This window comes from Pseudomonas sp. B21-021, assembly GCF_024749205.1.
GTDB lineage: Bacteria > Pseudomonadota > Gammaproteobacteria > Pseudomonadales > Pseudomonadaceae > Aquipseudomonas > Aquipseudomonas paraglycinae.
Genome location: NZ_CP087192.1, coordinates 4,763,012 through 4,789,474, shown reverse-complemented (window position 1 = coordinate 4,789,474; position 26,463 = coordinate 4,763,012). Strand labels below are relative to the sequence as shown.

Annotated in this window: 27 protein-coding genes; 25 read left to right on the top strand and 2 right to left on the bottom strand. The window is 60.5% G+C overall.

The features are described 5' to 3' along the window. Positions 1–33: 33 nt before the first annotated feature. Positions 34–3,273, bottom strand: coding sequence for a ribonuclease E (gene rne, locus LOY31_RS21405; RefSeq protein WP_221533163.1), 3,240 nt, complete (start codon positions 3,271–3,273; stop codon positions 34–36). A 699-nt stretch (positions 3,274–3,972) separates the two neighbouring features. Between rne and rluC the strand changes: the two genes are divergently transcribed. From rluC to LOY31_RS21390, 3 genes are read left to right on the top strand one after another with little or no spacing between them, the layout of a single operon-like run. Then, complete coding sequence (gene rluC / locus LOY31_RS21400) at positions 3,973–4,935, top strand: 23S rRNA pseudouridine(955/2504/2580) synthase RluC (RefSeq protein WP_007950779.1); 963 nt, start codon at positions 3,973–3,975, stop codon at positions 4,933–4,935. Continuing rightward, on the top strand, positions 4,922–5,584 hold the full coding sequence (locus tag LOY31_RS21395) for an HAD-IA family hydrolase (RefSeq protein ID WP_085607333.1): 663 nt from the start codon (positions 4,922–4,924) through the stop codon (positions 5,582–5,584). Before rluC ends, LOY31_RS21395 begins: the two co-directional genes overlap by 14 nt. 24 nt (positions 5,585–5,608) lie before the next feature. After that, entirely contained in the window at positions 5,609–6,598 is a 990-nt protein-coding gene (locus LOY31_RS21390; protein ID WP_085607331.1) for a S49 family peptidase, read from the top strand. 46 nt (positions 6,599–6,644) lie between these two features. On the opposite strand, the gene LOY31_RS21385 is transcribed toward LOY31_RS21390, so the two are convergent. Beyond that, positions 6,645–7,223 carry a nucleoside triphosphate pyrophosphatase gene (locus tag LOY31_RS21385; protein WP_258712176.1) on the bottom strand — a complete coding sequence of 193 codons (579 nt, stop codon included), beginning with the start codon at positions 7,221–7,223 and terminating at the stop codon, positions 6,645–6,647. Between the two features lie 106 nt (positions 7,224–7,329). Between LOY31_RS21385 and LOY31_RS21380 the strand changes: the two genes are divergently transcribed. From LOY31_RS21380 to araG, 22 genes are all read left to right on the top strand, one after another. After that, the gene (locus tag LOY31_RS21380) at positions 7,330–7,857 is read left to right on the top strand and encodes a YceD family protein (RefSeq protein WP_003204262.1); all 528 of its coding nucleotides are present in this window, start codon (positions 7,330–7,332) and stop codon (positions 7,855–7,857) included. A gap of 13 nt (positions 7,858–7,870) precedes the next feature. Further along, on the top strand, positions 7,871–8,053 hold the full coding sequence (gene rpmF, locus LOY31_RS21375; protein ID WP_003179396.1) for a 50S ribosomal protein L32: 183 nt from the start codon (positions 7,871–7,873) through the stop codon (positions 8,051–8,053). Positions 8,054–8,057: 4 nt separating this feature from the next. Continuing rightward, positions 8,058–9,068, top strand: coding sequence for a phosphate acyltransferase PlsX (gene plsX / locus LOY31_RS21370; protein WP_221533162.1), 1,011 nt, complete (start codon positions 8,058–8,060; stop codon positions 9,066–9,068). Positions 9,069–9,193: 125 nt separating this feature from the next. Beyond that, positions 9,194–10,132 (top strand): ACP S-malonyltransferase, encoded by a 939-nt coding sequence (fabD, locus tag LOY31_RS21365; protein ID WP_007950787.1) that lies wholly within the window; start codon positions 9,194–9,196, stop codon positions 10,130–10,132. 16 nt (positions 10,133–10,148) lie between these two features. Beyond that, positions 10,149–10,892 (top strand): 3-oxoacyl-ACP reductase FabG, encoded by a 744-nt coding sequence (gene fabG, locus LOY31_RS21360; RefSeq protein ID WP_221533161.1) that lies wholly within the window; start codon positions 10,149–10,151, stop codon positions 10,890–10,892. A gap of 196 nt (positions 10,893–11,088) precedes the next feature. After that, entirely contained in the window at positions 11,089–11,325 is a 237-nt protein-coding gene (acpP, locus tag LOY31_RS21355) for an acyl carrier protein (RefSeq protein ID WP_003175607.1), read from the top strand. A 108-nt stretch (positions 11,326–11,433) separates the two neighbouring features. Then, complete coding sequence (gene fabF / locus LOY31_RS21350; RefSeq protein ID WP_007908259.1) at positions 11,434–12,678, top strand: beta-ketoacyl-ACP synthase II; 1,245 nt, start codon at positions 11,434–11,436, stop codon at positions 12,676–12,678. Continuing rightward, a complete protein-coding gene (gene pabC / locus LOY31_RS21345) occupies positions 12,678–13,493 on the top strand; it encodes an aminodeoxychorismate lyase (protein ID WP_221533160.1) in 816 nt (271 codons plus the stop codon). Before fabF ends, pabC begins: the two co-directional genes overlap by 1 nt. A 3-nt stretch (positions 13,494–13,496) precedes the next feature. Next, positions 13,497–14,678, top strand: coding sequence for an endolytic transglycosylase MltG (mltG, locus tag LOY31_RS21340; RefSeq protein ID WP_221533159.1), 1,182 nt, complete (start codon positions 13,497–13,499; stop codon positions 14,676–14,678). A gap of 19 nt (positions 14,679–14,697) precedes the next feature. Continuing rightward, positions 14,698–15,330, top strand: a complete 633-nt coding sequence (tmk, locus tag LOY31_RS21335; RefSeq protein WP_007950797.1) for a dTMP kinase — start codon at positions 14,698–14,700, stop codon at positions 15,328–15,330. Next, positions 15,323–16,306: a DNA polymerase III subunit delta' gene (locus tag LOY31_RS21330; protein WP_258712175.1), complete on the top strand. Its 984-nt coding sequence runs from the start codon at positions 15,323–15,325 to the stop codon at positions 16,304–16,306. Before tmk ends, LOY31_RS21330 begins: the two co-directional genes overlap by 8 nt. 42 nt (positions 16,307–16,348) lie before the next feature. Continuing rightward, positions 16,349–16,705, top strand: a complete 357-nt coding sequence (locus tag LOY31_RS21325; RefSeq protein WP_007950801.1) for a PilZ domain-containing protein — start codon at positions 16,349–16,351, stop codon at positions 16,703–16,705. A gap of 15 nt (positions 16,706–16,720) precedes the next feature. Beyond that, entirely contained in the window at positions 16,721–17,506 is a 786-nt protein-coding gene (locus LOY31_RS21320) for a TatD family hydrolase (protein ID WP_221533157.1), read from the top strand. Positions 17,507–17,846: 340 nt separating this feature from the next. After that, positions 17,847–18,485 carry a TetR/AcrR family transcriptional regulator gene (locus LOY31_RS21315; protein WP_007950805.1) on the top strand — a complete coding sequence of 213 codons (639 nt, stop codon included), beginning with the start codon at positions 17,847–17,849 and terminating at the stop codon, positions 18,483–18,485. Between the two features lie 138 nt (positions 18,486–18,623). After that, positions 18,624–19,592: a GTP 3',8-cyclase MoaA gene (locus tag LOY31_RS21310; RefSeq protein ID WP_085607317.1), complete on the top strand. Its 969-nt coding sequence runs from the start codon at positions 18,624–18,626 to the stop codon at positions 19,590–19,592. Positions 19,593–19,714: 122 nt separating this feature from the next. Next, positions 19,715–20,320 carry a DUF4823 domain-containing protein gene (locus LOY31_RS21305; RefSeq protein ID WP_007950810.1) on the top strand — a complete coding sequence of 202 codons (606 nt, stop codon included), beginning with the start codon at positions 19,715–19,717 and terminating at the stop codon, positions 20,318–20,320. Between the two features lie 15 nt (positions 20,321–20,335). Further along, complete coding sequence (locus LOY31_RS21300; protein WP_221533156.1) at positions 20,336–20,896, top strand: DUF1285 domain-containing protein; 561 nt, start codon at positions 20,336–20,338, stop codon at positions 20,894–20,896. 102 nt (positions 20,897–20,998) lie between these two features. Beyond that, positions 20,999–21,715: a FadR/GntR family transcriptional regulator gene (locus LOY31_RS21295; protein WP_007950814.1), complete on the top strand. Its 717-nt coding sequence runs from the start codon at positions 20,999–21,001 to the stop codon at positions 21,713–21,715. A 25-nt stretch (positions 21,716–21,740) separates the two neighbouring features. Continuing rightward, on the top strand, positions 21,741–22,616 hold the full coding sequence (locus tag LOY31_RS21290) for an SMP-30/gluconolactonase/LRE family protein (RefSeq protein WP_221533155.1): 876 nt from the start codon (positions 21,741–21,743) through the stop codon (positions 22,614–22,616). 270 nt (positions 22,617–22,886) lie between these two features. After that, positions 22,887–23,705 carry an SDR family oxidoreductase gene (locus tag LOY31_RS21285; protein ID WP_011335425.1) on the top strand — a complete coding sequence of 273 codons (819 nt, stop codon included), beginning with the start codon at positions 22,887–22,889 and terminating at the stop codon, positions 23,703–23,705. 143 nt (positions 23,706–23,848) lie between these two features. Further along, a complete protein-coding gene (locus LOY31_RS21280) occupies positions 23,849–24,853 on the top strand; it encodes a substrate-binding domain-containing protein (protein ID WP_221533154.1) in 1,005 nt (334 codons plus the stop codon). Positions 24,854–24,909: 56 nt separating this feature from the next. After that, a complete protein-coding gene (gene araG, locus LOY31_RS21275) occupies positions 24,910–26,454 on the top strand; it encodes an L-arabinose ABC transporter ATP-binding protein AraG (protein ID WP_221533153.1) in 1,545 nt (514 codons plus the stop codon). The last annotated feature ends 9 nt before the right edge of the window (positions 26,455–26,463 follow it).

The following is a 26,463-nucleotide window of genomic DNA, read 5'->3' as shown; positions in this document are numbered from 1 at the left end:
TTACCAGGCGGGGCTTTTTATTGGCTTTTGAAATCAGACGAGGGGTTTAGGCTCGTGTTCTTTTTCCTGGGCCTCTTCGTGTTGCTCGACCGCTTCCTGAACGGAGCGTGGTGCTTCGGCAATCACGGCTTCAACGGCAGCTTCTTCAGCGACCGGGGCAGGAGCTGCCTCGACCACTTCGGCAACCACTGGCTCGGCAGCGACTGGAGCAGCAGCGGCAGCCAGTTCGGCTTCCTTCTGCAGACGCTCTTCTTCACGCTTGCGACGACGCACTTCACGCGGGTCGTTCGGTGCGCGGCCACTTGGGGTCAGGGCGCTGACCGGAGCAGCTTCAACCACTGGCGCTGGTGCTTCGGCTACTACTGGCGCTTCAACCACAGGGGCTTCAACGACCGGTGCCGGTTCAGCAACAACTACTGGCTCGGCAGCCTTGGCTTCTTCAACGACAGGCGCTTCAACCACTGGCGCTGGTGTTTCAGCGACAGCCGGCTCGGCGACCCAGTTGAATGCGGTCTGTTCTTCGCGAACTTCACGCACGGTTTCGGTCACGGTTTCAGCGACGGTTTCGACAACCGACTCTTCAACTACGGCTGGTGCTTCGAAGGTCACTGCTGGTTCGGCAGCCGCTTCAACCTGAGGCTGAGCTTCGCGAACCGGAGCCACTTCGACTTCCGGAGCAGCAGGTGCTTCAACCGGAGTGGTGGCTTCAACAACCGGCGCTTCTACTGGAGCAGTTTCCAGAGTGGCAGCGGTGGCGCGTTCAGCTTGCTCGTGGGCCTGAGCTTCAGCCGGAGCGCTGATCACGGTGCTGGCAACAGCAGCGGTCACAGCCAGGCCAGCGGCCAGATCGGCAGTGCTTGGCGCTTGAGCGTTTTCGCCGGACTCGGATTCTTCCGAACCTTCGATCACGTTGCCGTTGGCATCACGCTGACGCTCGCGACGGTTGCTGCGACGACGCTGACCACGGGAGCGGCGGCGTGGACGATCGCCTTCGGCGTTCTCCGAACCGTCTTCCGGCAGTTGCTCTTCGTTGGTGGTGATTTCTTCTTCAGCGACGGCAGCAGCGGCCTGTTCGGCACGCGGTTGACGCTCTTCACGCGGAGGACGTGGCGCACGTTCTTCACGCGGCTGACGGGCCGGACGCTCTTCAGCGGTGGCGGCGGCAGCAACGGCTGGAGCGGCATCCAGAGGTTCGCGCAGTTCACGTACGCGTTCTTCACGCTCGCCACGCGGCTTGCGATCTTCACGCGGAGCACGTGGTGCACGTTCTTCACGAGGTGCGCGCGGTGCGCGTTCTTCGCGGGCTACCGGTGCTTCGTCACGGGATTCGCGCGGCTCGCGGACTTCACGTGGTTCGCGCGGCTGACGCTCTTCACGCGGCTCACGTGGGGCGCGCTCTTCACGCGGTGCACGCTCTTCGCGCGGCTTGCGTTCTTCATCGCGGCGACCGTTACGGTTGCGGCTCTGCTGACGACCGTTGCGACGCTCTTCGTTGCGGGCCGGACGCTCGGTGGCTGGTTTTTCAACCACAACCGGAGCAACTGGCTCTTCCTTGGTGGCGAACAGGCTGACCAGCGACTTCACCAGGCCTTTGAACAGGCTTGGCTCTGGCGCGGCAACCGGAGCAGGTGCCGGGGCCGGAGCGGCGACTTCGGTCGGAACCGGAGCGTTGGCGCGGGCCGGAGCCGTCTTGACCGCGGCTTCCTGGCGAACCAGGGTGCGGGTCGCGGCGGCTGGCTGGACGTCTTCGACATCGGCGGCAGCGGCAGCGATTTCGTAGCTGGACTGGTTGGTCGCGGCTTCCGGGCTGTCGTCACGCAGACGCTGAACTTCGAAATGCGGGGTTTCGAGGTGATCGTTCGGCAGGATGACGATACGGGCGCGGGTGCGCAGTTCGATCTTGGTGATCGAGTTGCGTTTTTCGTTGAGCAGGAACGCGGCTACCGGGATCGGCACTTGAGCGCGAACTTCGGCGGTGCGGTCTTTCAGGGCTTCTTCTTCGATCAGGCGCAGGATCGCCAGAGACAGCGATTCGACGTCACGGATGATGCCGGTGCCGCTGCAGCGCGGGCAGACGATGCCGCTGCTTTCGCCGAGCGAAGGACGCAGGCGCTGACGGGACATTTCCAGCAGGCCGAAGCGCGAGATGCGACCGATCTGCACGCGAGCGCGGTCGGCTTCCAGGCATTCGCGGACTTTCTCTTCCACGGCGCGCTGGTTCTTGGCAGGGGTCATGTCGATGAAGTCGATGACGATCAGGCCGCCGATGTCGCGCAGGCGCAACTGACGGGCGATTTCTTCGGCTGCTTCAAGGTTGGTCTGCAGGGCGGTTTCTTCGATGTCGCTGCCTTTGGTGGCGCGCGCCGAGTTGATGTCGATGGACACCAGGGCTTCGGTCGGATCGATGACGATGGAGCCGCCGGACGGCAGTTCGACGACGCGCTGGAAAGCGGTCTCGATCTGGCTTTCGATCTGGAAACGGTTGAACAGCGGAACGCTGTCTTCGTACAGCTTGATCTTGCTGGCGTACTGCGGCATCACCTGGCGGATGAAGGTCAGGGCTTCGTCCTGGGCTTCAACGCTGTCGATCAGCACTTCGCCGATGTCCTGGCGCAGGTAATCGCGGATGGCGCGGATGATCACGTTGCTTTCCTGGTAGATCAGGAATGGCGCGGAACGATCCAGCGAGGCTTCTTTGATGGCGGTCCAGAGTTGCAGCAGGTAATCGAGGTCCCACTGCATTTCTTCGCTGCTGCGGCCAAGGCCGGCAGTGCGCACGATCAGACCCATGTCGGCCGGAGCGACCAGACCGTTCAGCGCTTCACGCAGTTCGTTGCGCTCTTCGCCTTCGATGCGACGGGAGATGCCGCCGGCACGCGGGTTGTTCGGCATCAGAACGAGGTAACGACCGGCCAGGCTGATGAAGGTGGTCAGGGCTGCGCCCTTGTTGCCACGTTCTTCTTTTTCGACCTGAACGATGACTTCCTGGCCTTCGCTCAGGACGTCCTTGATGTTGACGCGGCCTTCAGGGGCTTTCTTGAAGTATTCGCGGGAGATTTCTTTGAGGGGCAGGAAGCCGTGGCGCTCGGAGCCGAAATCGACAAAGGCAGCCTCAAGGCTTGGTTCGATGCGAGTGATGCGGCCTTTATAGATGTTGGCCTTTTTCTGCTCGCGTGCACCGGATTCGATGTCCAGGTCGTAGAGGCGCTGGCCATCTACCAGTGCAACACGCAACTCTTCGGGTTGAGTTGCGTTAATCAGCATTCTTTTCATGTAGTACCGTCGGTTTCCGGGCTGCCGGAAACGGCGTTCGGCACACACGACTTCTCACGGTCGGTGTCAGGTGCGTCGGGAGTGGTTGGCCATTCCCGTGTCCAGCGATGTCCGGCCAATTGGGCCGTTATCGCGACGTACGCGTCCTGCTTGCTGTGGCTACTTAAGCACTCAGTCAGGAGGAGGAATCAACCGGTGGCTGTGGACGAGATGAAGCGTCTTGATAAAGCCTGTTGCTACACAGTCCAGCGGTTGTGCATCTCCACCCTACACGTATCCCTGATAATTCGGGTGCTGCCGCGCGCAGAATCCGCAGCGGGTTGGCATTTACCGTGAGCTCCGAAAGGGGAGGTCACGCATCATGGCTAATTCAGGCGGTGTTTCCGGAGTCTTCGCTCGGGGTCATCCGCGGCTGACTGCACTTTGTGAACTGGCCGTGAATATGGCTCGCGTGGCGAGTCAAAACTCTGCTTTGCGGCGTGATTCAGGCCTCATGTCACCTGCGCTTGTTACAGCTGCAAACTCCACCGTTACGTAGCAAAAGCCCCGTAGGACGGCCTCGCGTCCTGGTGAATTGCGTTGGTCAGGGCCGGTTTTTGACCGTGGTTCCGCTGTCCAGGCCGCTTTTGGCGGCGTTCGCGACTATAGCAGCAATGATTAAGTGCTTCAATTCCATAAAAAATTGTTATCATCGGCGCCATGACGACTACTGCCCCTTCGACTCCAGGCGTTCAACTGCTTGAGGTCTCGCCGGAATATGCCGGCCAACGAATCGACAATTTCCTCCTCGCCCGGCTCAAAGGCGTGCCCAAGACCTTGATTTACCGCATTTTGCGCAAAGGCGAAGTGCGTGTGAACAAAGGTCGGATCAAGCCCGAATACAAGCTGCAGGCCGGCGACATCGTGCGCGTGCCGCCCGTGCGCGTGCCTGAGCGTGACGAACCGGTACCTCTGGCCCAAGGCCTGTTGCAGCGCCTGGAAGCCTCGATTGTCTACGAAGACAAGGCCCTGATCGTGATCAACAAGCCCGCCGGCATTGCGGTTCACGGTGGCAGCGGCCTGAATTACGGCGTTATCGAAGCCTTTCGTCAGTTGCGTCCCGATGCCAAGGAGCTCGAGCTGGTTCACCGTCTCGATCGTGATACCTCCGGCCTGCTGATGATCGCCAAGAAGCGCAGCATGTTGCGTCACTTGCATGCCGCGTTGCGCGGTGACGGCGTCGACAAACGCTACATGGCCCTGGTTCGCGGCAACTGGGCGACCTCGATCAAGCAGGTCCGTGCGGCGCTCGGCAAGAGCAATCTGCGCTCCGGTGAGCGCATGGTCGAAGTCGACGAGGAGGAGGGCAAGGAGTCCGTGACCGTGTTCAAGGTCCTGCGTCGCTTTGGCGATTTTGCCACTTTGATCGAAGCCAAGCCGATCACCGGTCGCACGCACCAGATCCGCGTCCACACGTTGCACGCCGGGCACTGCATTGCCGGTGACACCAAATATGGCGATGACGGTTTCAGTAAGGAAATCCGTGATCTGGGCGGCAAGCGCCTGTTTCTGCACGCCTACATGCTGACCGTGCCGCTGCCCGATGGCGGTGAACTCAAGTTGCAGGCGCCGGTCGATGAAATGTGGGCCAAGACTGTGGAGCGATTGAGTGCGCCCATCTGATTACAAACTGCTGATTTTCGATTGGGACGGCACGCTCGCCGATTCCATTCATCGGATTGTCGAGGCAATGCACTCGGCATCCGGGCGTTCAGGTTTCGAGTTGCGTGATGATTTTGCCGTCAAAGGCATCATCGGTCTGGGCTTGCCCGAGGCAATCCGTACGCTGTATCCCGAAATCAGCGATGCCGAAATGACCTTGTTTCGCGAGTATTACGCCGATCACTACATCGCTGCAGAAGCCGTGCCTTCGCCGTTGTTCGAAGGCGTAGTCGAGTCGATGGCGTCCTTTCGCGAGCAGGGTTATCACCTGGCTGTCGCGACCGGCAAGAATCGTCGCGGGCTGGATCGGGTGCTCAAGGCCAATGGCTGGGAAGATTATTTCGATATCACCCGCGCTGCCGATGAAACTGCAAGCAAGCCGCACCCTCTGATGCTGGAGCAGATCCTTGCGCATTGCGGTGTGCGTGCCGAACAGGCGCTGATGGTCGGCGATTCGTCCTTCGATCTGCTGATGGCGCGCAATGCAGGGATGGATTCGGTGGCGGTCAGTTATGGCGCGCAATCGATCGAATCGCTGCAGCAATTCGAGCCGCGACTGTCGATCGACCATTTTTCCGAATTGCACGCCTGGCTGGGGCAGCAGGCTTAATACGTTTTTGCTGGGGTGGATGGCATGACCGACGAATGGAAAGCACCGGCCAAGGCAACTGCCGACGACGGTGATGCGAAAAGCTGGAAGCTGCTGGAAAAGACCCTGCTGGCCGGCGTGCAGGAGCAGCGTCGATCGCGGCGCTGGGGCATCTTCTTCAAGCTGCTGACCTTTGTTTATCTGTTTGTTGCGCTGATCCTGTTCACGCCGTTGATGGACATGGAGAAGAGCGCTACGCGCAGCTCCAACTACACCGCGTTGATCGACGTCACCGGCATGATCGCCGACAAGGAGCCTGCCAGCGCCGACAACATCGTCGGCAGCCTGCGCGCGGCGTTCGAGGATAAGAAGGTCAAGGGCGTGATCCTGCGCATCAACAGTCCGGGCGGCAGTCCGGTGCAGTCGGGTTATGTGTATGACGAGATCAAGCGTCTGCGCGGCCTGCATCCTGACACCAGGCTGTACGCGGTGATTTCCGACTTGGGCGCTTCCGGTGCCTATTACATCGCCAGTGCTGCTGATCAGATCTATGCCGACAAGGCCAGTCTGGTGGGCTCTATTGGTGTGACAGCGGCCGGTTATGGGTTTGTCGGCACCATGGAGAAGCTTGGTGTCGAGCGTCGAACCTACACCTCCGGCGAGCACAAGGCGTTCCTCGATCCGTTCCAGCCGCAAAAGCCGGAAGAGACGGCGTTCTGGCAAAGTGTGCTGGATACCACGCACAAGCAGTTCATCAATAGCGTCAAGCAGGGGCGTGGCGATCGCTTGAAAGACAAAGAGCATCCGGAGCTGTTCTCCGGGCTGGTCTGGTCTGGCGAGCAGGCGCTGCCACTGGGTTTGATCGATGGTCTGGGCAATGCCAGTTCGGTGGCGCGTGACGTGATTGGCGAAAAGGAACTGGTGGACTTCACCGTTCAGGAATCGCCGTTCGACCGCTTCTCGAAGAAGCTCGGTGCCAGCGTTGCCGAGAAACTGGCAATGTGGATGGGTTTCAACGGCCCGTCGTTGCGCTGATCGAATGCTGCAAGAAAAACCGGCCTGAGGGCCGGTTTTTTGTGGGTCAGGGAATCTGTACGCCTTCCATCAACAGCATGTCGATCAGGCGAATCAGCGGCAGGCCGATCAGGCTGGTGGCGTCCGGGCCTCCGGTGGATTGAAACAGGCTCACGCCCAGTCCTTCGGCCTTGAAGCTGCCGGCGCAGTCGTAGGGCTGCTCGGCGTGCAGGTAGCGCTCGACGCGGGTCTGGTCCAGCACGCGCATGTGCACGGTGAAAGGCACGCAGTCGACCTGGCAGTGGCCGGTGTGGCTGTTGAGCAGGGCCAGGCCGGTGAGGAAGGTCACGCTGGCGCCGCTGGCGGCCATCAGTTGTTCGCGGGCGTTTTCGAAGGTGTGCGGCTTGCCGATGATGCGCTCGCCGAGTACCGCAACCTGGTCGGAGCCGATGATCAGATGAGCAGGGTGGCTGTCGGCCAAAGCTTGGGCCTTTTGTTCGGCGAGGCGCTTGACCAGCTCGATTGCCGACTCGTCCGGGCGATGGCTTTCATCGATATCCGGCGAGCTGCAGACGAACGGCAGGCGCAGGCGGCTGAGCAATTCCCGACGATAGGTCGAGCTTGAAGCGAGTAATAAAGGCAGCATTCGCATCTCCAGAGGCAGGCGACAGATTCTAGCGGAGCCGCGCAAGTGACGGACAGGGCACAATTTCCTTTGACATGGGTGGGTGCATCCCTATAATGCTGCGCCTATGTTGAATGACCCGATTCCACCTCACGTTGACCCGCGCAAATTGGCTGACCGTGGCACCACCCTTCAAGGTGAACTGCTGCTGGCCGATTTGAAGAGACTCTGCGACCCGCTTTCCGACGATGTCGGTACGGTGCAGGCAAAATTCGTTTTTGAACGAGATGAACGTAAATCTGTGGTGATCCACAGCTTTATCGACACCGAAGTCAAAATGGTTTGCCAGCGTTGTCTTGAGCTGGTCACCCTGCCGATCCACAGCGAATGCAGTTACGCTGTTGTGAAGGAGGGTGCGAATACCCAGTCGTTACCGAAAGGTTATGACGTGCTGGAACTGGGCGAAGATCCATTGGATCTGCAGTCACTGATCGAGGAGGAGCTTCTGCTCGCCTTGCCCATTGTGCCTGCTCATCATCCGGAAGAATGCCAGCAGCCGGCGGGAGCAGATGAGCCCGAACCGAGCGAGGACGAGGTAACGCGGTCCAACCCGTTCAGTGTATTGGCGCAGTTAAAGCGTGACCCAAACGTTTAGGAGTTAATCAATTATGGCTGTTCAGCAGAACAAAAAATCCCGCTCTGCCCGTGACATGCGCCGTTCGCACGACGCTCTCGAGGCTAGCACCCTGTCTGTAGAAAAAACCACTGGTGAAGTTCACCTGCGTCACCACGTATCGCCAGAAGGCGTATACCGTGGCCGTAAAGTGATCGACAAGGGCGCTGACGAGTAATCACTTGTCCGCTCAAGTCATCGCGATTGACGCAATGGGCGGGGACTTCGGTCCCCGCAGCATTGTTCAGGCCAGCCTTGCTTGCCTTTCTGCTACACCCTCGCTGCACCTGACCCTAGTCGGTCAACCCTCCCTTCTTGAAGAACTGATCACCGGCCAATCGGCTGCCGATCGCGCGCGCCTGACGATTGTTCCGGCGTCCGAAGTCATCACCATGGACGAAAAACCTGCCCAGGCCCTGCGTGGCAAGTCGGACTCGTCGATGCGTGTCGCCCTCGAATTGCTGCGTGACGGCAAGGTTCAGGCCTGTGTCAGTGCCGGCAATACCGGTGCCTTGATGGCCCTGTCGCGATTTGTGCTCAAGACCCTGCCGGGGATTGATCGTCCGGCCATGGTCGCCGCGATCCCTACCCAGAAGGGCTATTGCCAGTTGCTCGATCTGGGCGCCAACGTCGATTGCAGCGCCGAGCATCTGTTGCAGTTTGCCGTGATGGGGTCGGTGGCGGCGCAAACCCTGGGCATTGCCCGACCGCGTATCGCGCTGCTGAATATCGGTACCGAAGACATCAAGGGCAATCAGCAGGTCAAGCTGGCTGCGACGTTGCTGCAGGCTGCTCGGGGCATCAATTACATCGGTTTCATCGAAGGCGACGGCTTGTATCGCGGCGAGGCAGATGTGGTGGTTTGCGACGGTTTCGTCGGCAATATCCTGCTCAAGTCCAGCGAAGGTCTGGCGACCATGATCGCTGCGCGCATCGAGGCCTTGTTCAAGAAAAACCTCGCCTCCCGCGCTGTCGGCGCACTGGCGCTGCCATTGATGAAGCGTCTGCAGGCTGATCTGGCACCTGCGCGACATAACGGCGCAAGCTTCCTCGGTTTGCAGGGCATTGTCGTGAAAAGTCACGGTTCGGCCGGGGTTCAGGGGTTTCAGAGTGCCATTCAGCGAGCGCTGATCGAGATTCAGGAGAATCTTCCCGAACGCCTGCACGGCCGTCTGGAGGATTTGTTGTCTTAGGCGTTTTCGTCGGACAATGCTTAAATGTGACCGCCCGGTTCAAAGGGCCATCCAACTGTCAGTTTCTTGCGTCCCTCTAGCGGGATGCCATTTTTCCGACGACAAGATCATTAGGGGCTTGTTACATGTCTGCTTCCCTCGCATTCGTCTTTCCAGGACAGGGTTCGCAGTCCCTCGGCATGCTGGCCGAGCTGGGCGCGCAACATCCACTGATCCTCGAAACTTTCAAAGAAGCATCCGATGCTCTGGGCTACGACCTGTGGGCGCTGACCCAGCAGGGCCCGGAAGAGCTGCTCAATCAAACCGACAAAACCCAACCGGCCATTCTGACCGCTTCGATCGCCCTGTGGCGTCTGTGGTTGGCGGAAGGCGGTGCGCGTCCGGCCTTCGTTGCCGGTCACAGTCTGGGTGAATACAGCGCGCTGGTCGCTGCCGGCAGCCTGAGCCTGGCCGACGCGGTAAAGCTCGTTGAACGCCGTGGCCAACTGATGCAGGAAGCCGTTCCGGCCGGGCAGGGCGGCATGGCTGCCATCCTCGGTCTGGAAGATGCCGATGTTCTCGCTGCCTGTGCCGAAGCGGCGCAAGGCGAAGTGGTCAGCGCGGTGAACTTCAACTCCCCGGGCCAGGTGGTGATCGCCGGTGCCAAGGCTGCCGTTGAGCGCGCCATCGAAGGCTGCAAGGCTCGTGGCGCCAAGCGTGCCATGCCGCTGCCGGTCAGCGTGCCGTCGCACTGCGAGCTGATGCGCCCGGCCGCCGAGCGCTTCGCCGAATCCATCGCTGCCATCGACTGGCAGGCGCCGCAGATCCCTGTGGTACAGAACGTCAGCGCCCAGGTGCCGGCGGATCTGGAAACCCTCAAGCGTGATCTGCTGGAGCAACTCTACAAGCCGGTACGCTGGGTCGAGTCCGTACAGACTCTGGCCGCCAAAGGCGCGACCAACCTGGTCGAGTGCGGTCCTGGCAAGGTGCTGGCCGGTCTGAACAAACGTTGCGCCGAAGGCGTTTCGACTTCCAACCTCAATACCCCAGACGCTTTCGCTGCTGCTCGCGCAGCGGCTGTCTGAATCAGGAGAAGCTTGCATGAGTCTGCAAGGTAAAGTTGCACTGGTCACCGGCGCAAGCCGTGGCATCGGCCAGGCTATCGCACTGGAACTGGGTCGTCAGGGCGCCATCGTTGTTGGCACCGCGACTTCCGCTTCGGGCGCCGAGCGCATTGCTGCGACCCTGAAGGAAAACGGCATTCAGGGCGCAGGTTTCGAACTGAACGTCACCAGCGACGAATCGGTTATCAAAGTGCTGGCGAGCATCCAGGAGCAGTTCGGTGCGCCGGTGGCGATTCTGGTCAACAATGCCGGCATCACCCGCGATAACCTGATGATGCGCATGAAAGACGACGAGTGGTACGACGTGATCGATACCAACCTGAACAGTCTGTATCGCCTGTCCAAGGGCGTTCTGCGCGGCATGACCAAGGCGCGTTGGGGCCGAATTATCAGTATTGGCTCGGTGGTGGGTGCCATGGGCAACGCTGGCCAAGTAAACTATGCAGCCGCCAAGGCCGGTCTGGAAGGTTTCAGCCGTGCCATGGCGCGTGAAGTCGGTTCGCGTTCGATTACGGTCAACTCGGTAACCCCAGGGTTCATCGACACCGATATGACTCGCGAGCTGCCTGAAGCACAGCGTGAAGCCTTGCAGACGCAGATTCCGCTGGGCCGTCTGGGACAAGCTCAAGAGATCGCGTCCGTGGTCGCTTTTCTTGCATCCGACGGTGCGGCATACGTGACCGGGGCTACAATCCCGGTTAACGGCGGGATGTACATGTAATTCAAATGTGACGGATTGCTTCAAAAAAATGTCATACGAGCTGTCTAAAATCCGTTATAAAGCTGCAATCTATTTATAGGCAGAGGGCCGCAGGGTTTGAGGAGTGAAGCTTTCAGTTGAAAAGCTGAAAAGTCTTTCTATACACTTACCCACTGGCCAGCTGCCTGAATTTGTCCATTAGGAGTGAAAACAAGGTATGAGCACCATCGAAGAGCGCGTCAAGAAAATCGTTGCCGAGCAACTGGGTGTTAAAGAAGAAGAAGTGGTCAACACCGCTTCCTTCGTAGAAGACCTGGGTGCCGACTCCCTTGACACCGTTGAGCTGGTGATGGCTCTGGAAGAGGAATTCGAGACCGAAATCCCTGACGAAGAAGCTGAGAAGATCACTACTGTACAAGCTGCAATCGACTACGTTACTAGCCACCAGGCGTAATAGTTTGTAATCGTTGCTTGCTGTCATGGAAAAACCGCACTGCCATCATGGCGTGCGGTTTTTTCTTTAGGCCTGATGCAAAGTCGTCATTTGAAAAAGGAGAGTGCTGTGTCGCGTAGACGCGTCGTAGTCACCGGTATGGGTATGTTGTCGCCACTGGGCACGGATGTGCCGAGCAGTTGGCAGGGCATTCTGGCTGGCCGCAGTGGCATTGGTCTGATCGAACACACCGACCTTTCTGCCTATTCCACCCGCTTTGGCGGCTCGGTAAAGGGCTTCAATGTCGAGGAATACCTGTCGGTCAAGGAAGCGCGCAAGCTCGACCTGTTCATTCAGTACGGTCTGGCGGCCGGCTTTCAAGCCGTACGCAATGCCGGTCTGGAAGTCACCGATGCCAACCGTGAACGCATTGGCGTGGCCATGGGTTCGGGTATCGGCGGTCTGACCAACATCGAAGAAACCAGCCGCACCCTGCACGAGACTGGCCCGCGCCGGATTTCTCCGTTCTTTGTGCCTGGCTCGATCATCAATATGATTTCCGGTTTCCTGTCCATCCACCTGGGTGCACAGGGGCCTAACTACGCCATCGCCACAGCGTGTACCACCGGTACGCACTGCATCGGCATGGCGGCGCGCAACATCATGTACGACGAAGCCGACGTGATGATTGCCGGCGGTGCCGAGATGGCCGCGTGCGGTCTGGGCATGGGCGGCTTTGGTGCTTCCCGTGCGCTGTCGACCCGCAACGACGAGCCGACCCGCGCCAGCCGTCCGTGGGACAAGGGTCGTGACGGTTTCGTACTGTCCGACGGCGCCGGTGCCCTGGTGCTCGAAGAACTCGAGCACGCCAAGGCCCGTGGCGCGACCATCTACGCCGAACTGATCGGTTTCGGCACCAGTGGCGACGCCTTCCACATGACTTCGCCACCCGCCGACGGCGCTGGTGCCGCGCGCTGCATCACCAATGCGCTGCGCGATGCGAAGATCAACGTCGATCAAGTGCAATACATCAACGCCCACGGCACTTCGACCCCGGCCGGTGACCTCGCTGAAGCCAACGCGATCAAGTCGGTGTTCGGTGATCACGCCTACAAGCTGGCGGTCAGCTCCACCAAGTCCATGACCGGTCACCTGCTGGGTGCGGCGGGCGCGGTCGAGGCGATCTTCAGCGTGCTGGCGATCAACAGCCAGGTGGCGCCGCCAACCATCAACCTCGATGAGCCGGACGAAGGCTGCGACCTCGATTTCGTGCCGCATACCGCGCGCAACATGGATATCGATGTCGTGCTGTCCAACTCGTTCGGGTTTGGCGGCACCAACGGCACGTTGGCGTTCCGTCGGTTCGCCGGCTGATGGACTGCTGGGTCGACGGTCTGCCGGCTGACGCTCTGTCGCTGAAAGATCGCGGCCTGGCTTACGGCGACGGTCTGTTCGAGACCATCGCCGTGCGTGGCGGTCAGCCGTTGCTGCTGGATCGGCATCTGACGCGACTGGCCGATGGCTGTGCGCGTCTGGCCATCGCAGCCGACATCGAGCAGGTTCGCCATGAGCTGCAATCCTATGCCGCCGCAATGGGCGAGGGCGTGCTCAAGCTCATCCTCACCCGTGGCGACGGATTGCGCGGTTATGCGCCGGATCCTTCGGCGCAGGGCCGACGCATTCTGCAAGGCAATCCTCCCGCCGCTTATCCAGCGGCCCACGCCGAGCAGGGCGTTCGCCTGTTTCCGTGCAGCACGCGCCTGTCCAGGCAGCCGTTGCTCGCCGGGCTCAAACACCTCAATCGACTGGAACAGGTCATTGCCCGCGCTGAATGGCAGGACACTGAGCATGTCGAAGGTTTGATGCTCGACCAGGCCGGTCGGGTGATCGAAGGCGTGTTCAGCAATCTGTTCCTGGTGCGTGACGGTGTGCTGATCACGGCGGACCTGAAACGCTGCGGCGTGGCCGGTGTGATGCGCGCAGAAATATTGTTTCAGGCCGAGTCCCTGGGCATCCCCGTGCAAATCACCGACATCCCCCTGGAACAGCTGCAATGGGCCGATGAAGTCTTTGTCTGCAACAGCGTGTATGGCGTCTGGCCGGTACGCGCCTGTGCTGCTCTGAGCTGGCCGGTTGGCCCGCTCACCCGTAAACTGCAAACCATTGCCCGCGCGCTACTGGATGCCTGATTCGTGAGACGTAAACTTTTGCTGCTGCTGGAAACCGGACTGGTTCTGGCAGGGCTGCTGTTGGGCGCCAGCGCCTGGAAGATTCATTCGGCACTGGAACAGCCCCTGAACATCACGCAGGAAGAACTGCTGGATGTGCCCAAGGGATCCACCCCGACCCGTACTTTTCTTGGACTCGAAGCCGATGGCGTCATCAAGGACGCTTTCTGGCTGCGGGTCTATTGGCGTTTCAACCTGGCCGGCACGCCGATTCACAGCGGTGAATACCGCATGCAGCCGGGCATGACCGTCAACGGCCTGATCGACCTGTGGAAACGTGGCGATGTGGTTCAGTACAGCCTGACCCTGGTCGAAGGCTGGAACTTCCATCAAGTGCGCGCCGCGCTGGCCAAAGATGAAAAGATCGAGCAGACCCTCAACGGCCTGAGCGACAGTGATGTGATGGCCAAAATCGGTCACAAGGGCCTGTTCCCTGAAGGCCGCTTCTTCCCCGACACATACCGCTTCGTGCGCGGTGTGACCGATACCGAACTGTTGAAAAAGGCTTTCGACCGCCTCGACGAGGTGCTGGCCAAGGAGTGGGAAAAACGCTCCGCCGACGTGCCTTACACCGAGCCCTATCAGGCGCTGATCATGGCGTCGCTGGTGGAGAAGGAAACCGGCGTGCCTCAGGAACGTGGCCAGATTGCCGGCGTCTTCGTGCGGCGCATGGCGCTGGGCATGCAGCTGCAGACCGATCCGACGGTGATCTACGGCCTGGGTGATCGCTACAACGGCAAGCTGACTCGTGCGCATCTCAAGGAAGCCACGCCGTACAACACGTACATGATTCCGGGTCTGCCGCCGACGCCGATCGCCATGGTCGGACGTGAAGCCATTCACGCCGCACTCAACCCGGTGGATGGCACCAGCCTCTACTTTGTTGCCCGTGGTGATGGCAGCCACGTGTTCTCCGATGATCTGGATGCGCACAACAATGCGGTGCGCGAGTACCAGCTCAAGCGGCGCGCGGATTACCGCTCGAGCCCGGCGCCTGCGACCGCGCCCGAGGCCGCGCCGGCAGCCGAGGAGGCGATTCCTGCCGCTTCACCCGATACTGCACCGGAATCGTTGCCGCAGCCGCCTGTTCAAGAGCCTGCGCCGACGCCGGAACCGGAAGCCTCCGCTCCCCAAAACACGCAATGACTTTGATTAAGGACTGCCTGTGACTGGCTTGTTTATTACCCTGGAAGGCCCGGAAGGCGCCGGCAAAAGCACCAACCGCGAATACCTCGCCGAGCGCCTGCGCGCCGCCGGTATCGAAGTGGTGCTGACCCGCGAGCCCGGCGGTACGCCGCTGGCCGAGCGCATTCGTGAGGTGTTGCTGGCCCCGGTCGACGAAGTGATGAACCCGGACACCGAGCTGCTGCTGGTGTTCGCCGCCCGTGCCCAGCATCTGGCTGAAGTCATTCGCCCGGCGCTGGCCCGTGGTGCGGTGGTGCTGTGTGACCGTTTCACCGATTCTACTTACGCCTATCAGGGCGGCGGTCGCGGCTTGTCGCTGGAGCGCATCGCGGCGCTGGAGACTTTCGTGCAGGGCGATTTGCGTCCCGACCTGACGCTGATTTTCGATCTGCCGGTGGAAATCGGCCTGGCCCGGGCCAGCGCTCGGGGTCGTCTGGATCGTTTCGAGCTGGAAGGCCGTGAGTTTTTCGAGGCCGTACGCAGTGCTTTCCTCAAGCGCGCCGAAGCCGATCCGGCGCGTTACGTGCGGATCGACGCCGGTCAGCCGTTGGCCAAGGTTCAACAATCGCTGGATACGCTGATTCCGAACTTGCTGGAGTTGAGCCGTGGCTGAGGCCTATCCGTGGCAGGACAGCCTCTGGCAGCAACTGGCCGGTCGCACTCAGCACGCCCACGCGTATCTGTTGCATGGCCCGGCCGGTATCGGCAAATGCGCGCTGGCCGAGCGGCTGATGGCCAGCCTGCTGTGCCAGCGTCCGACGCCTGAAGCCTGCGGCGAGTGCAAATCCTGCCTGCTGCTCAAGGCCGGCAGCCACCCGGACAATTACATCCTCGAACCGGAAGAAGCGGACAAGGCGATCAAGGTCGACCAGGTGCGCGATCTGGTCAGTTTCGTGGTGCAGACCGCGCAACTGGGCGGGCGCAAGGTGGTGCTGATCGAGCCGGTGGAGTCGATGAACATCAACGCCGCCAACGCCTTGCTCAAGAGCCTTGAAGAGCCGTCCGGCGATACCGTGTTGTTGCTGGTCAGCCACCAGCCGAGCCGGTTGCTGCCGACCATCAAGAGTCGTTGCGTGCAGCAGGCTTGCCCGCTGCCGAGCGAATCCATGAGCCTGCAATGGCTGGCTCAGGCACTGCCGGAATGTTCCGAAGACGAACGGGTCGAACTGTTGACTCTGGCCGCCGGCTCACCGTTGGCCGCCGTCACGTTGCAGGGGCAGGGCGTGCGTGAACAGCGTGCGCAGGTTGTCGAAGGCGTGAAGAAGCTGCTCAAGCAGCAGCAATCGCCGACGCAACTGGCCGAAGAGTGGAAAAACATTCCGATGCTGCGTCTGTTCGACTGGTTCTGCGACTGGTCGAGCCTGATCCTGCGCTATCAATTGACCCAGGATGAAGCAGGCCTCGGCCTGACCGACATGCGCAAGGTCGTGCAGTACCTGGCGCAGAAAAGTGCTCAGCCTAAAGTGCTGGATATTCAGGACTGGATCCTCGCCCAGCGTCAGAAAGTCCTGAGCAAGGCCAACCTCAATGCGGCGTTGCTGCTGGAAGCGTTGCTGGTGCAATGGGCGAGCTTGCCTGGCCAAAGATAAGAATGTGTACCTAGACTCTGAACATCAGCAGTGGAGGTCAACATGAATGAACCTGTCAGCCCGGGGCCGCGCAACGGCATCTTGTCCCTGACCATCAAGGACAAGTCGGTCCTTTACGCCGCCTACATGCCGTTCATCAAGAATGGTGGCCTGTTCATCCCGACCAACAAGAGCTACAAGTTGGGCGATGAGGTGTTCATGTTGCTGAACCTGATGGACGAGGCAGAGAAGATTCCGGTGGCCGGCAAAGTGGCCTGGATCACCCCCAAAGGCGCCCAAGGCAACCGCGCAGCGGGCGTCGGCGTGCAATTCAACGATGGCGACAACACCGCGCGCAGTCGCATCGAAACTCATCTGGCCGGAGCCCTGAAGTCCGACCGTCCCACTCATACGATGTAAGTTGCAGCCCTTTTTATGCTTGTAGATTCCCATTGTCACCTTGATCGCCTCGACCTCGCCGCTCACGACGGTTCCCTGGATGCCGCGCTGGATGCGGCCCGTCAGCGCGGGGTCGGACACTTCCTGTGCATCGGCGTCAGCGCCGACAACGCGGCCGATGTCAAAGCCCTCGCCGAGCGTTACGACGACGTCGATTGTTCGGTCGGCGTGCATCCGCTGGATGTGCAGCCGGGCGCGGCGCCGGCGCTGGACTGGCTGTTGCATGAGCTCAATCACCCGAAAGTGGTGGCGATCGGTGAAACCGGTCTGGACTATCACTACGAGCCGGAAGCCGCCGAACTGCAGCAGGAATCGTTCCGTCTGCACCTGCATGCAGCACAGCAGACTGGCAAACCGGTGGTCATCCACACCCGTGGCGCCCGCGCCGACACCCTTGAGTTGTTGCGCGAAGCCGCGCTGTCCCAGGCCGGTGTGCTGCATTGCTTCACTGAAGACTGGGACATGGCCAAGGCGGCGCTGGACATGGGTTATTACATTTCCCTGTCGGGCATCGTCACCTTCCGCAATGCCGACGCACTGCGCGATGTAGCGAGCAAGGTTCCGGCCGATCGCCTGTTGGTGGAAACCGATTCGCCGTACCTGGCGCCGATCCCGTATCGCGGCAAACCGAACCTGCCGCAATACGTGCGGGAAGTGGCAGAGTTTCTGGCGATGCTGCGCGGCGAGAACTACGAGCGTTTTGCCGAGCAGACCACCGAGAATTTCAAGCGACTGTTTCCGCTTGCGAATGTAAAAGCCTGAATCGCAGGCAAAAAAAACCCGGGTTCTGGGGGTGAATCCGGGTTAAGACCATTAGGAGTAAAACAAAGGCACGCGGTCCCTTGGTACCTTTACCGGCGCGACACTTGGGGGAGATGTCGCCCGACAGTTCAAGTATTGATCAGTCTGGCGCCGAGTCCAGTTGGCCGGCCGGGGTTTTTAAACAAATTTGGAATACGTTCGCTTCGGTTATGTTCTCATTCCCCCCGAAACGTTCGTGAAATGAACAAGAAACACAGATATGGTCGGATGATCCGTGCATTTTTGCGCAAGTTAGGCATAATACGCGGCTTCGAATTTTGACCCCTACAGACCTTTTCTTATGCACAAAGAACCTCGTAAGGTCCGTGAGTTTCGTCGCCGCGAGCAAGAAATTCTCGATACCGCGCTCAAGCTGTTCCTCGAACAAGGTGAAGACAGTGTCACCGTCGAGATGATTGCTGATGCCGTGGGTATCGGCAAAGGCACGATCTACAAGCACTTCAAGTCCAAGGCCGAAATCTATCTGCGCCTGATGCTCGATTACGAGCGCGACTTGAACGAGCTGTTGCACTCGGCCGATGTCGACAAGGACAAGGAAGCGCTGTCCCGTGCCTACTTTGAATTCCGCATGCGCGACCCGCAGCGCTATCGCCTGTTCGATCGCCTGGAAGAGAAGGTGGTCAAGGGCAATCAGGTGCCCGAGATGGTCGAGGAGCTGCACAAGATCCGTGCCTCGAACTTCGAACGCCTGACGCTGCTCATCAAGGGCCGCATCAGCGAAGGCAAGCTTGAGGACGTGCCGCCGTACTTCCATTACTGCGCTTCCTGGGCGCTGGTGCACGGCGCGGTGGCGCTGTATCACTCGCCGTTCTGGAGCAATGTGCTGGAAGATCAGGAAGGTTTCTTCCAGTTCCTGATGGATATCGGCGTGCGTATGGGCAACAAGCGCAAGCGTGACCCTGAAACCCCAAGCAGCTGAATCATTCAGTCGCCTTATGCGCCGTGTTTTTCGCTACATGGCGCAGTACCGCAGGAATATACTCAGGCATAGGGCTTGCTAAAACTTGAATTGTGAGTCAAGTTTTAGCCGCTCGATTTTCCATCGCCGGAGTGCTTCATGATCGTTGACCGTCAAGGCAGGCGTTTTCGCAATTTGCGGATCAGTCTGACTTCAGCCTGCAATTACGCCTGTACCTACTGCGTGCCCAACGGCAAGCGGCTGGTGGCTGCGCAGGATGAACTGTCGGCCGAGGCCATGGCACGTGGCGTGGCCTATCTGATCGAAGCCGCCGGCATCGAGCGCCTGCGCATCACCGGCGGCGAGCCGCTGGTCAGCCCCAAGCTCGAATCCTTCATGAGCGCCGTCGGCAGGATGGGCCTGGAAGACATCAGCCTGACCACCAACGGTCAGCTCCTGGCGAAAAAACTCCCGCTGCTGGTCGATGCCGGCCTGCGACGCATCAACGTTTCCCTCGATACCCTGGACGCCGGCGCGTTCCGCAGCATTGCCCGTGGCGGCGATCTGGCCACCGTGCTGGATGGCATGGATCAGGCGGCCGCGGCGGGGATGAAGATCAAGGTCAACATGGTGCCGTTGCGCGGACAGAACCTCGACCAGGTGATGCCGCTGCTCGATTACTGCCTCGAGCGCGGCTTTGAGCTGCGCTTCATTGAGCTGATGCGCATGGGCCACCTGGCCTCTGATTCCAATGCCTTCCTGCAACAGTTCGTCAGCCTGCAACAGCTGCTGAGCCTGATCGGCGAACATTACGAGTACGCGCAAACCGACGCGCCGGTGGACGCCACGGCGGTTCGCTATGCGATTCCCGGTCGGGGCAACTTCGGCGTGATCGCCAACGAAAGCGTGCCGTTCTGCCGAACCTGCTCGCGCCTGCGCCTGTCGTCGACCGGATGGCTGCATGGCTGCCTGTCGTCGAGCAACCGCCACTACGTCGGTGACCTGCTCGACAAGCCGCGTCACGAAGCGCTGCCGGCGTTGCAGCGACTGCTGGTCAAGGCTTTGGGCGACAAGCAGGAAGTCGCATTCTCCGGCGGCGCCACCGTTATGAAGATCATCGGCGGCTAAGTCCGGTTTAGCCACAAAGTCTTATTTCAAAGCGGATACCTGCACATTTCCAAGGACTGGCGCAAAAGCTGCATCCTACGGCCATTCGCCGGTTTTCCGTCACCGGCTTCTGGAGGATTAGGATGCGTAGCCTGGTTTTGCTGCTGGCCGTTTTGGCGCTGGGCGGCTGTATGACTGTCAGTGACATGGCCGAAGGGACTCGCTACCAGATGAGCGACGCTGGGCTGCTGGATCACAGCGACAGCCGTCGCGTAAACAATTTCCGCATTCAGCCGGATTCGTTCATCTACATTGCGCAAGGCTCGTTCGCGCCGCCGGGTGGTTCTTACCCGCGTCCCAACGTCGTCGCCGAAGAGGCCTTCAAAGGCTTCGTCGAATACTTCCCGATGGTCCGCCGCGCCCGCGCGCCGGAAGGCCTCGATCAGGCGATGGGCGAAGCTCGCGACGCCGGTGCCCACTACCTGCTGTACACCCGTTTCGCCAAGGCGGACGACCGCATCGGCAACTCCGATGAATGGCTGGATCAGGAAGCAGTGGATCGCCTCGGTATCGACGGCGGCGTGATTCAGATCATGTTGATCGAGACCAGCACCCAGTATTTGATTGATACTGCACGGATCAAGAGTCGTGGCGGTTTACTGACGTTCCACGACAACAAGCCCGAAGACCTGATCGGCCCACCGCTTGCGCAGTACGCGCGCAGCCTGCTGGGCGTCGGGGACCAGTAATTCAAGGAGTACGCCATGAGTGGCCCGCAAAAAGCCAATGACCTGCTGGGGCAAATCCCCAAAACCAAAGGCTTGCCGCCGGTGCACTTGTGGAACCCGGATTTCTGCGGCGACATCGACATGCGCATCGCCCGCGACGGAACCTGGTATTACCTGGGCACGCCGATCGGGCGCAAGCCGATGGTCAAGCTGTTCTCCACCATCATCCGCCGCGACGGCGATGACTATTTCCTGATTACTCCGGTTGAGAAAGTCGGGATCAAGGTCGACGACGCGCCATTCGTGGCGATTGCCGTCGAGGTGGAAGGCGAGGGTGAGGCGCAAGTGCTGCGCTTCACCACCAACGTCGATGAAACCACCGAGGCCGGCGCGGAACATCCGATCCGGGTCGAGATCGATCCGACCACGCAAGAGCCCGCACCTTACGTGCATGTACGCACCAACCTCGAAGCGCTAATCCACCGCAACGTGTTCTACCAATTGGTCGAACTGGCAGTCAGCCGTGAAATCGATGGCCAGCGCTGGCTCGGCGTCTGGAGCGGCGGCGAGTTCTTCCGCATCGGTCTCGAACCTTAAAAAAACCGCAGTCTGTGAAAGCAGGCTGCGGTTTTTTGTCGTTGACTCTTAATCGTATGATGATTAGCGTGGGCATCCACAGCGAACGGCTTCGGGGTGTCCATGTCGAGCAGTTTTCACGCATCAACGGTTGACTGGCTGGGCGCCTGGATTGCCGCCGGCCAGGTCAAACCCGGGCAGGCGATCAAGGTCGAGGCCGATCTGGGCGAGCAGCTCGGGGTCAGCCGCACCGTGATCCGCGAAGCCATCAAGACCCTCGTCGCCAAAGGCATGCTCGAAGTCGGGCCGAAAGTCGGCACGCGGGTGCTGCCGATCAAGCGCTGGAACCTGTTCGATCCGCAAGTCGTGGGCTGGTTGTCACGCAGCGGCCTGCCGGAAAACTTCGTCGATGACCTGCTCGACCTGCGCCGCACCATTGAACCGATGGCAGTGCGCTGGGCCTGCGAGCGGGCGACCGTCGAACAGGTCCAAGCCGTGCAGCAGGCCTACAACGCGCTCGAGCGGGCGGTCGACAGCGGCATCGATTACAACCGCGCCGACCAGTTCTTCCACGAATGCATTCTCGCCGCCAGCCACAATCAATTCATCGAGCAAATGGTGCCGGCCCTCGGCGCGCTGCTTGCCGTGTCCTTCGAAGTCTCGGCGGCCGATCCTGACGAACTGCGCCGCACTTTGCCCATCCACAAAGACATGGCCGACGCCATCGCCGCCCGGGATGCCGCGCGCGGGGTGTGGGCCTGCATGACCCTGATCGACAATGCCGACCTGGCCATCAAGCGGTTCTACCCGCAGGTGATGGCCGACAAAAAAGCCAGCTGACAAAAACAACAAGACAGGAGGTTGCATGACGTGGACTGCGGTGACAGAACATCGGGCGCAACTGGGCGAAGGCCCGTTCTGGGATGCGCCGACCCAGGCGCTGTACTGGGTGGACATCGCCGGCCAGCAGGCGCTGCGGCTGATCGGGCAGAACGTGCAGATCTGGCAGATGCCGGAGCACGTCTCGGCGTTCATTCCTTGCGCCAGCGGCGACGCGCTGGTGACCCTGAGCAGCGGCGTCTACCGGCTCGATCTCGATTCCCCCGGACTTGAGCCGCGACTGACGCTGTTCTGCGTCGCCGACCCGCAGCCGGGCAATCGCGCCAACGAAGCACGTTGCGATGGCCAGGGCCGCTTGTGGCTCGGCACCATGCAAAACAATATCGGCGAGCAGGGCGAGGATCTGCCGATCACCCGTCGCTCCGGCGGGCTGTTCCGGGTTGATCCGGATAAACGCGTCACGCCATTGCTGCGTGGTCTGGGCATTCCCAACACGCTGCTCTGGAGCGACGACGGCACCACGCTGCTGTTCGGCGACAGCCTCGACGGCACCTTGTATCGCTATTTCATTCACACCGACGGCAACCTCGACACTGCCCAGCCTTGGTACAGCGCCGATCAGAACGGCGGCCCGGACGGTTCGGCGATGGACGCCGAAGGCTACGTGTGGAACGCCCGCTGGGACGGCAGCTGCCTGCTGCGCCTGACGCCGTATGGCCAGATCGACCGCAAGATCGACCTGCCGATCAGCCGCCCGACCAGTTGCGTATTCGGCGGCGCCGACCTGAAAACCCTGTACATCACCAGCGCCAAAAGTCCGTTGAACCACCCGCTGGATGGCGCCGTGCTGTCTTTGCGAGTGGACGTCGCCGGAAAGCTCTGTACGCGATTCGCTGGTTAAATCCCAAAATATGGGATGCAAAATTATATATTGAGATTATTCGGCGGTCGGGTTTATAGTCGGCTCCAGCAGTAACACGCACTCACACTTAAAAAGAACAAAACAGGTGAAGTGATGCAGCGAATTTCCATCGCACTCCACAGCGGAGTCAGCGCTTCGGGCCGTTTAGGTACTGAGGCGTGCGCTCGCCTGTTTTGTTCCACAAGCCTTCCAGACCGGACATCGTCAGATGCCCGGTTTTTTTATGCTTTCGAACAGGAGTCCTGATTCATGGCTGAACCTCTGTCCCTGCCACCGGTGCCCGAGCCACCGAAAGGTGAGCGCCTGAAAAACAAGGTCGTGCTGCTGACCGGCGCCGCACAAGGCATCGGCGAAGCAATCGTCGCGACCTTCGCCTCGCAGCAGGCCAAACTGGTGATCAGCGATATCCAGGCTGAAAAGGTCGAGAAGGTCGCCGCGCACTGGCGCGAGCAGGGCGCCGATGTGCAAGCGATCAAGGCCGATGTATCACGTCAGCAGGATCTGCACGCCATGGCCAAACTGGCCATCGAGCTGCACGGTCGCATCGACGTGCTGGTCAACTGCGCCGGGGTCAACGTGTTCCGTGATCCACTGGAAATGACCGAAGAAGACTGGAAACGCTGCTTCGCCATCGACCTGGACGGCGCTTGGTACGGCTGCAAAGCCGTGTTGCCGCAGATGATCGAGCAAGGCATCGGCAGCATCATCAACATTGCCTCGACCCATTCCACAAACATCATTCCCGGCTGCTTTCCGTACCCGGTGGCCAAGCACGGCTTGCTCGGGCTGACCCGCGCGCTGGGCATCGAGTACGCGCCGAAGGGCATTCGCGTTAACGCCATCGCTCCGGGCTACATCGAAACCCAGCTCAACGTCGATTACTGGAACGGCTTCGCCGACCCACACGCCGAACGCCAGCGCGCCTTCGATCTGCACCCACCAAAACGCATCGGCCAACCGATTGAAGTGGCGATGACCGCCGTGTTCCTGGCCAGTGATGAAGCGCCGTTCATCAACGCCTCGTGCATCACCATCGATGGTGGTCGCTCGGTGATGTACCACGACTGAAAATCCGGATTTCAGGTGGCAAGTTCCGCCTGAAATCCAATCATCATACGATATGACTATTGTCGTCATGATTTGCGGGAAACGCTTCGACCGCTGTAACGCTTTTCAAATAACGCTCAAGAAAAATAACAAGGAGTCTGCTTATGAAACGTCGTTTCGGGATTCGTACCCTGTGCAGTACCGCGCTGGCGGTCACTGCGTTCAGCCTGAGCAGTTCGCTGCTGGCCGCCGATCCGGTGAAGATCGGTTTCCTGGTCAAGCAGGCTGAGGAGCCGTGGTTCCAGACTGAATGGGCCTTCGCCGAGAAAGCTGCCAAGGACAAAGGCTTCGAGCTGATCAAGATCGCCGTGCCGGACGGCGAGAAAACCCTCTCGGCCATCGACAGCCTCGCGGCCAACGGCGCCAAGGGCTTCGTCATCTGCCCGCCGGACGTGTCCCTCGGCCCGGCGATCATGGCCAAGGCCAAACTCAATGACCTGAAAGTCATCGCCGTCGACGACCGCTTCGTCGACGCCAACGGCAAGTTCATGGAAGACGTGCCGTACCTCGGGATGGCCGCGTTCGAAGTCGGCCAGAAGCAGGGCGCCGCCATGGCCGCCGAGGCGAAAAAGCGTAACTGGGACTGGAAAGACACCTACGCGGTGGTCAACACCTACAACGAACTCGACACCGGCAAGAAGCGCACCGACGGCTCGATGAAGGCCCTCGAAGACGCGGGCATGCCGAAAGATCACATTCTGACCGCCGCCCTGAAAACCCTCGACGTACCGGGCAGCATGGACGCCACCAACTCGGCGCTGGTCAAGCTGCCGGGCGCGGCGAAGAACCTGATCATCGGCGGCATGAACGACAACACCGTGCTCGGCGGCGTACGCGCCACCGAAGCCGCCGGGTTTGCCGCGGCCAACGTGATCGGTATCGGCATCAACGGCACCGACGCCATCGGCGAGCTGAAAAAGCCCAACAGCGGCTTCTACGGTTCGATGCTGCCGAGCCCGCACATCGAAGGCTACAAGACTGCCGAGATGATGTACGAGTGGGTCAACACCGGCAAGGAACCGCCGAAGTACACCGCGATGGACGACGTCACCCTGATCACCCGCGACAACTTCAAGCAGGAGCTGGAGAAGATCGGCCTGTGGAACTGACGGCAGCGGCGGCCCGGGCAGCCGGGCCGCTTGAACGGTGTGATGAGGTGGCTTAAATGCACGCGCAAGTACAGACACAAGAACACAGCGCCAGCGGCAGCCTGCGTTTCAACGGGATCGGCAAGACCTTCCCGGGCGTGAAGGCGCTGGACGGCATCAGTTTCGTCGCCCACCCCGGGCAGGTCCACGCCTTGATGGGCGAGAACGGCGCCGGCAAATCGACCCTGCTGAAAATCCTCGGCGGTGCCTACATTCCGAGCAGCGGCGAGCTGCAGATCGGCGATCGGACGATGGCGTTCAAGTCGACCGCCGACAGCATCGGCAGCGGTGTGGCGGTGATTCACCAGGAGTTGCATCTGGTACCGGAAATGACTGTGGCCGAGAACCTGTTCCTCGGTCATCTGCCCGCCAGTTTCGGCCTGATCAATCGCGGCGCGCTGCGCCAGCAAGCCTTGGCCTGCCTCAAAGGCCTGGCCGATGAAATCGACCCGCAGACCAAGGTCGGACGCCTGTCCCTCGGTCAGCGGCAACTGGTTGAAATCGCCAAGGCGCTGTCCCGTGGCGCGCATGTGATTGCCTTTGACGAACCGACCAGCAGCCTTTCGGCGCGGGAAATCGACCGGTTAATGGCGATCATCGGCCGACTGCGCGACGAAGGCAAAGTCGTGCTTTACGTCTCCCATCGCATGGAAGAAGTGTTCCGCATCTGCGACGCGGTGACGGTGTTCAAGGACGGTCGCTACGTGCGCACCTTCGACGACATGAGTCAGTTGACCCACGATCAACTGGTGACTTGCATGGTCGGGCGCGACATTCAGGACATCTACGATTATCGCGGTCGTCCACGCGGTGCCGTGGCGCTGAGAGTCGATGGCTTGCTCGGCCCGGGCCTGCGCGAGCCGATCAGTTTCGATGCGCACAAAGGCGAGATTCTGGGCCTGTTCGGACTGGTTGGGGCAGGGCGCACCGAGCTGTTCCGGCTGCTCAGCGGTCTTGAGCGCAACACCGCCGGACGCCTGGAATTGCGCGGCCATGAACTGAAGCTGCGTTCGCCCCGCGATGCAATTGCTGCCGGGATTCTGCTGTGTCCGGAGGATCGCAAGAAGGAAGGCATCATCCCGCTCGCCAGCGTCGCCGAGAACATCAACATCAGTGCGCGTGGCGCGAACTCCGGTCTCGGTTGCCTGCTGCGCGGGATCTGGGAAAAGGGCAACGCCGACAAACAGATCAAGGCCCTGAAAGTGAAAACGCCCCACGCCGGGCAACAAATCAAGTTCCTGTCCGGCGGCAATCAGCAGAAAGCCATTCTCGGCCGCTGGCTGTCGATGCCGATGAAAGTCCTGCTGCTCGACGAACCGACCCGCGGCATCGACATCGGCGCCAAGGCCGAGATCTACCAGATCATCCATAACCTGGCCGCCGACGGTATTTCGGTGATCGTGGTGTCCAGCGATCTGATGGAGGTAATGGGCATTTCCGACCGCATTCTGGTGCTGTGCGAGGGCGCCCTGCGTGGCGAAGTCAGCCGCGACCAGGCCAACGAATCCAACCTGCTGCAACTGGCTTTGCCGCGCCACCGCGCTGACGGCGTGGCGAACTGAGAGGTGACT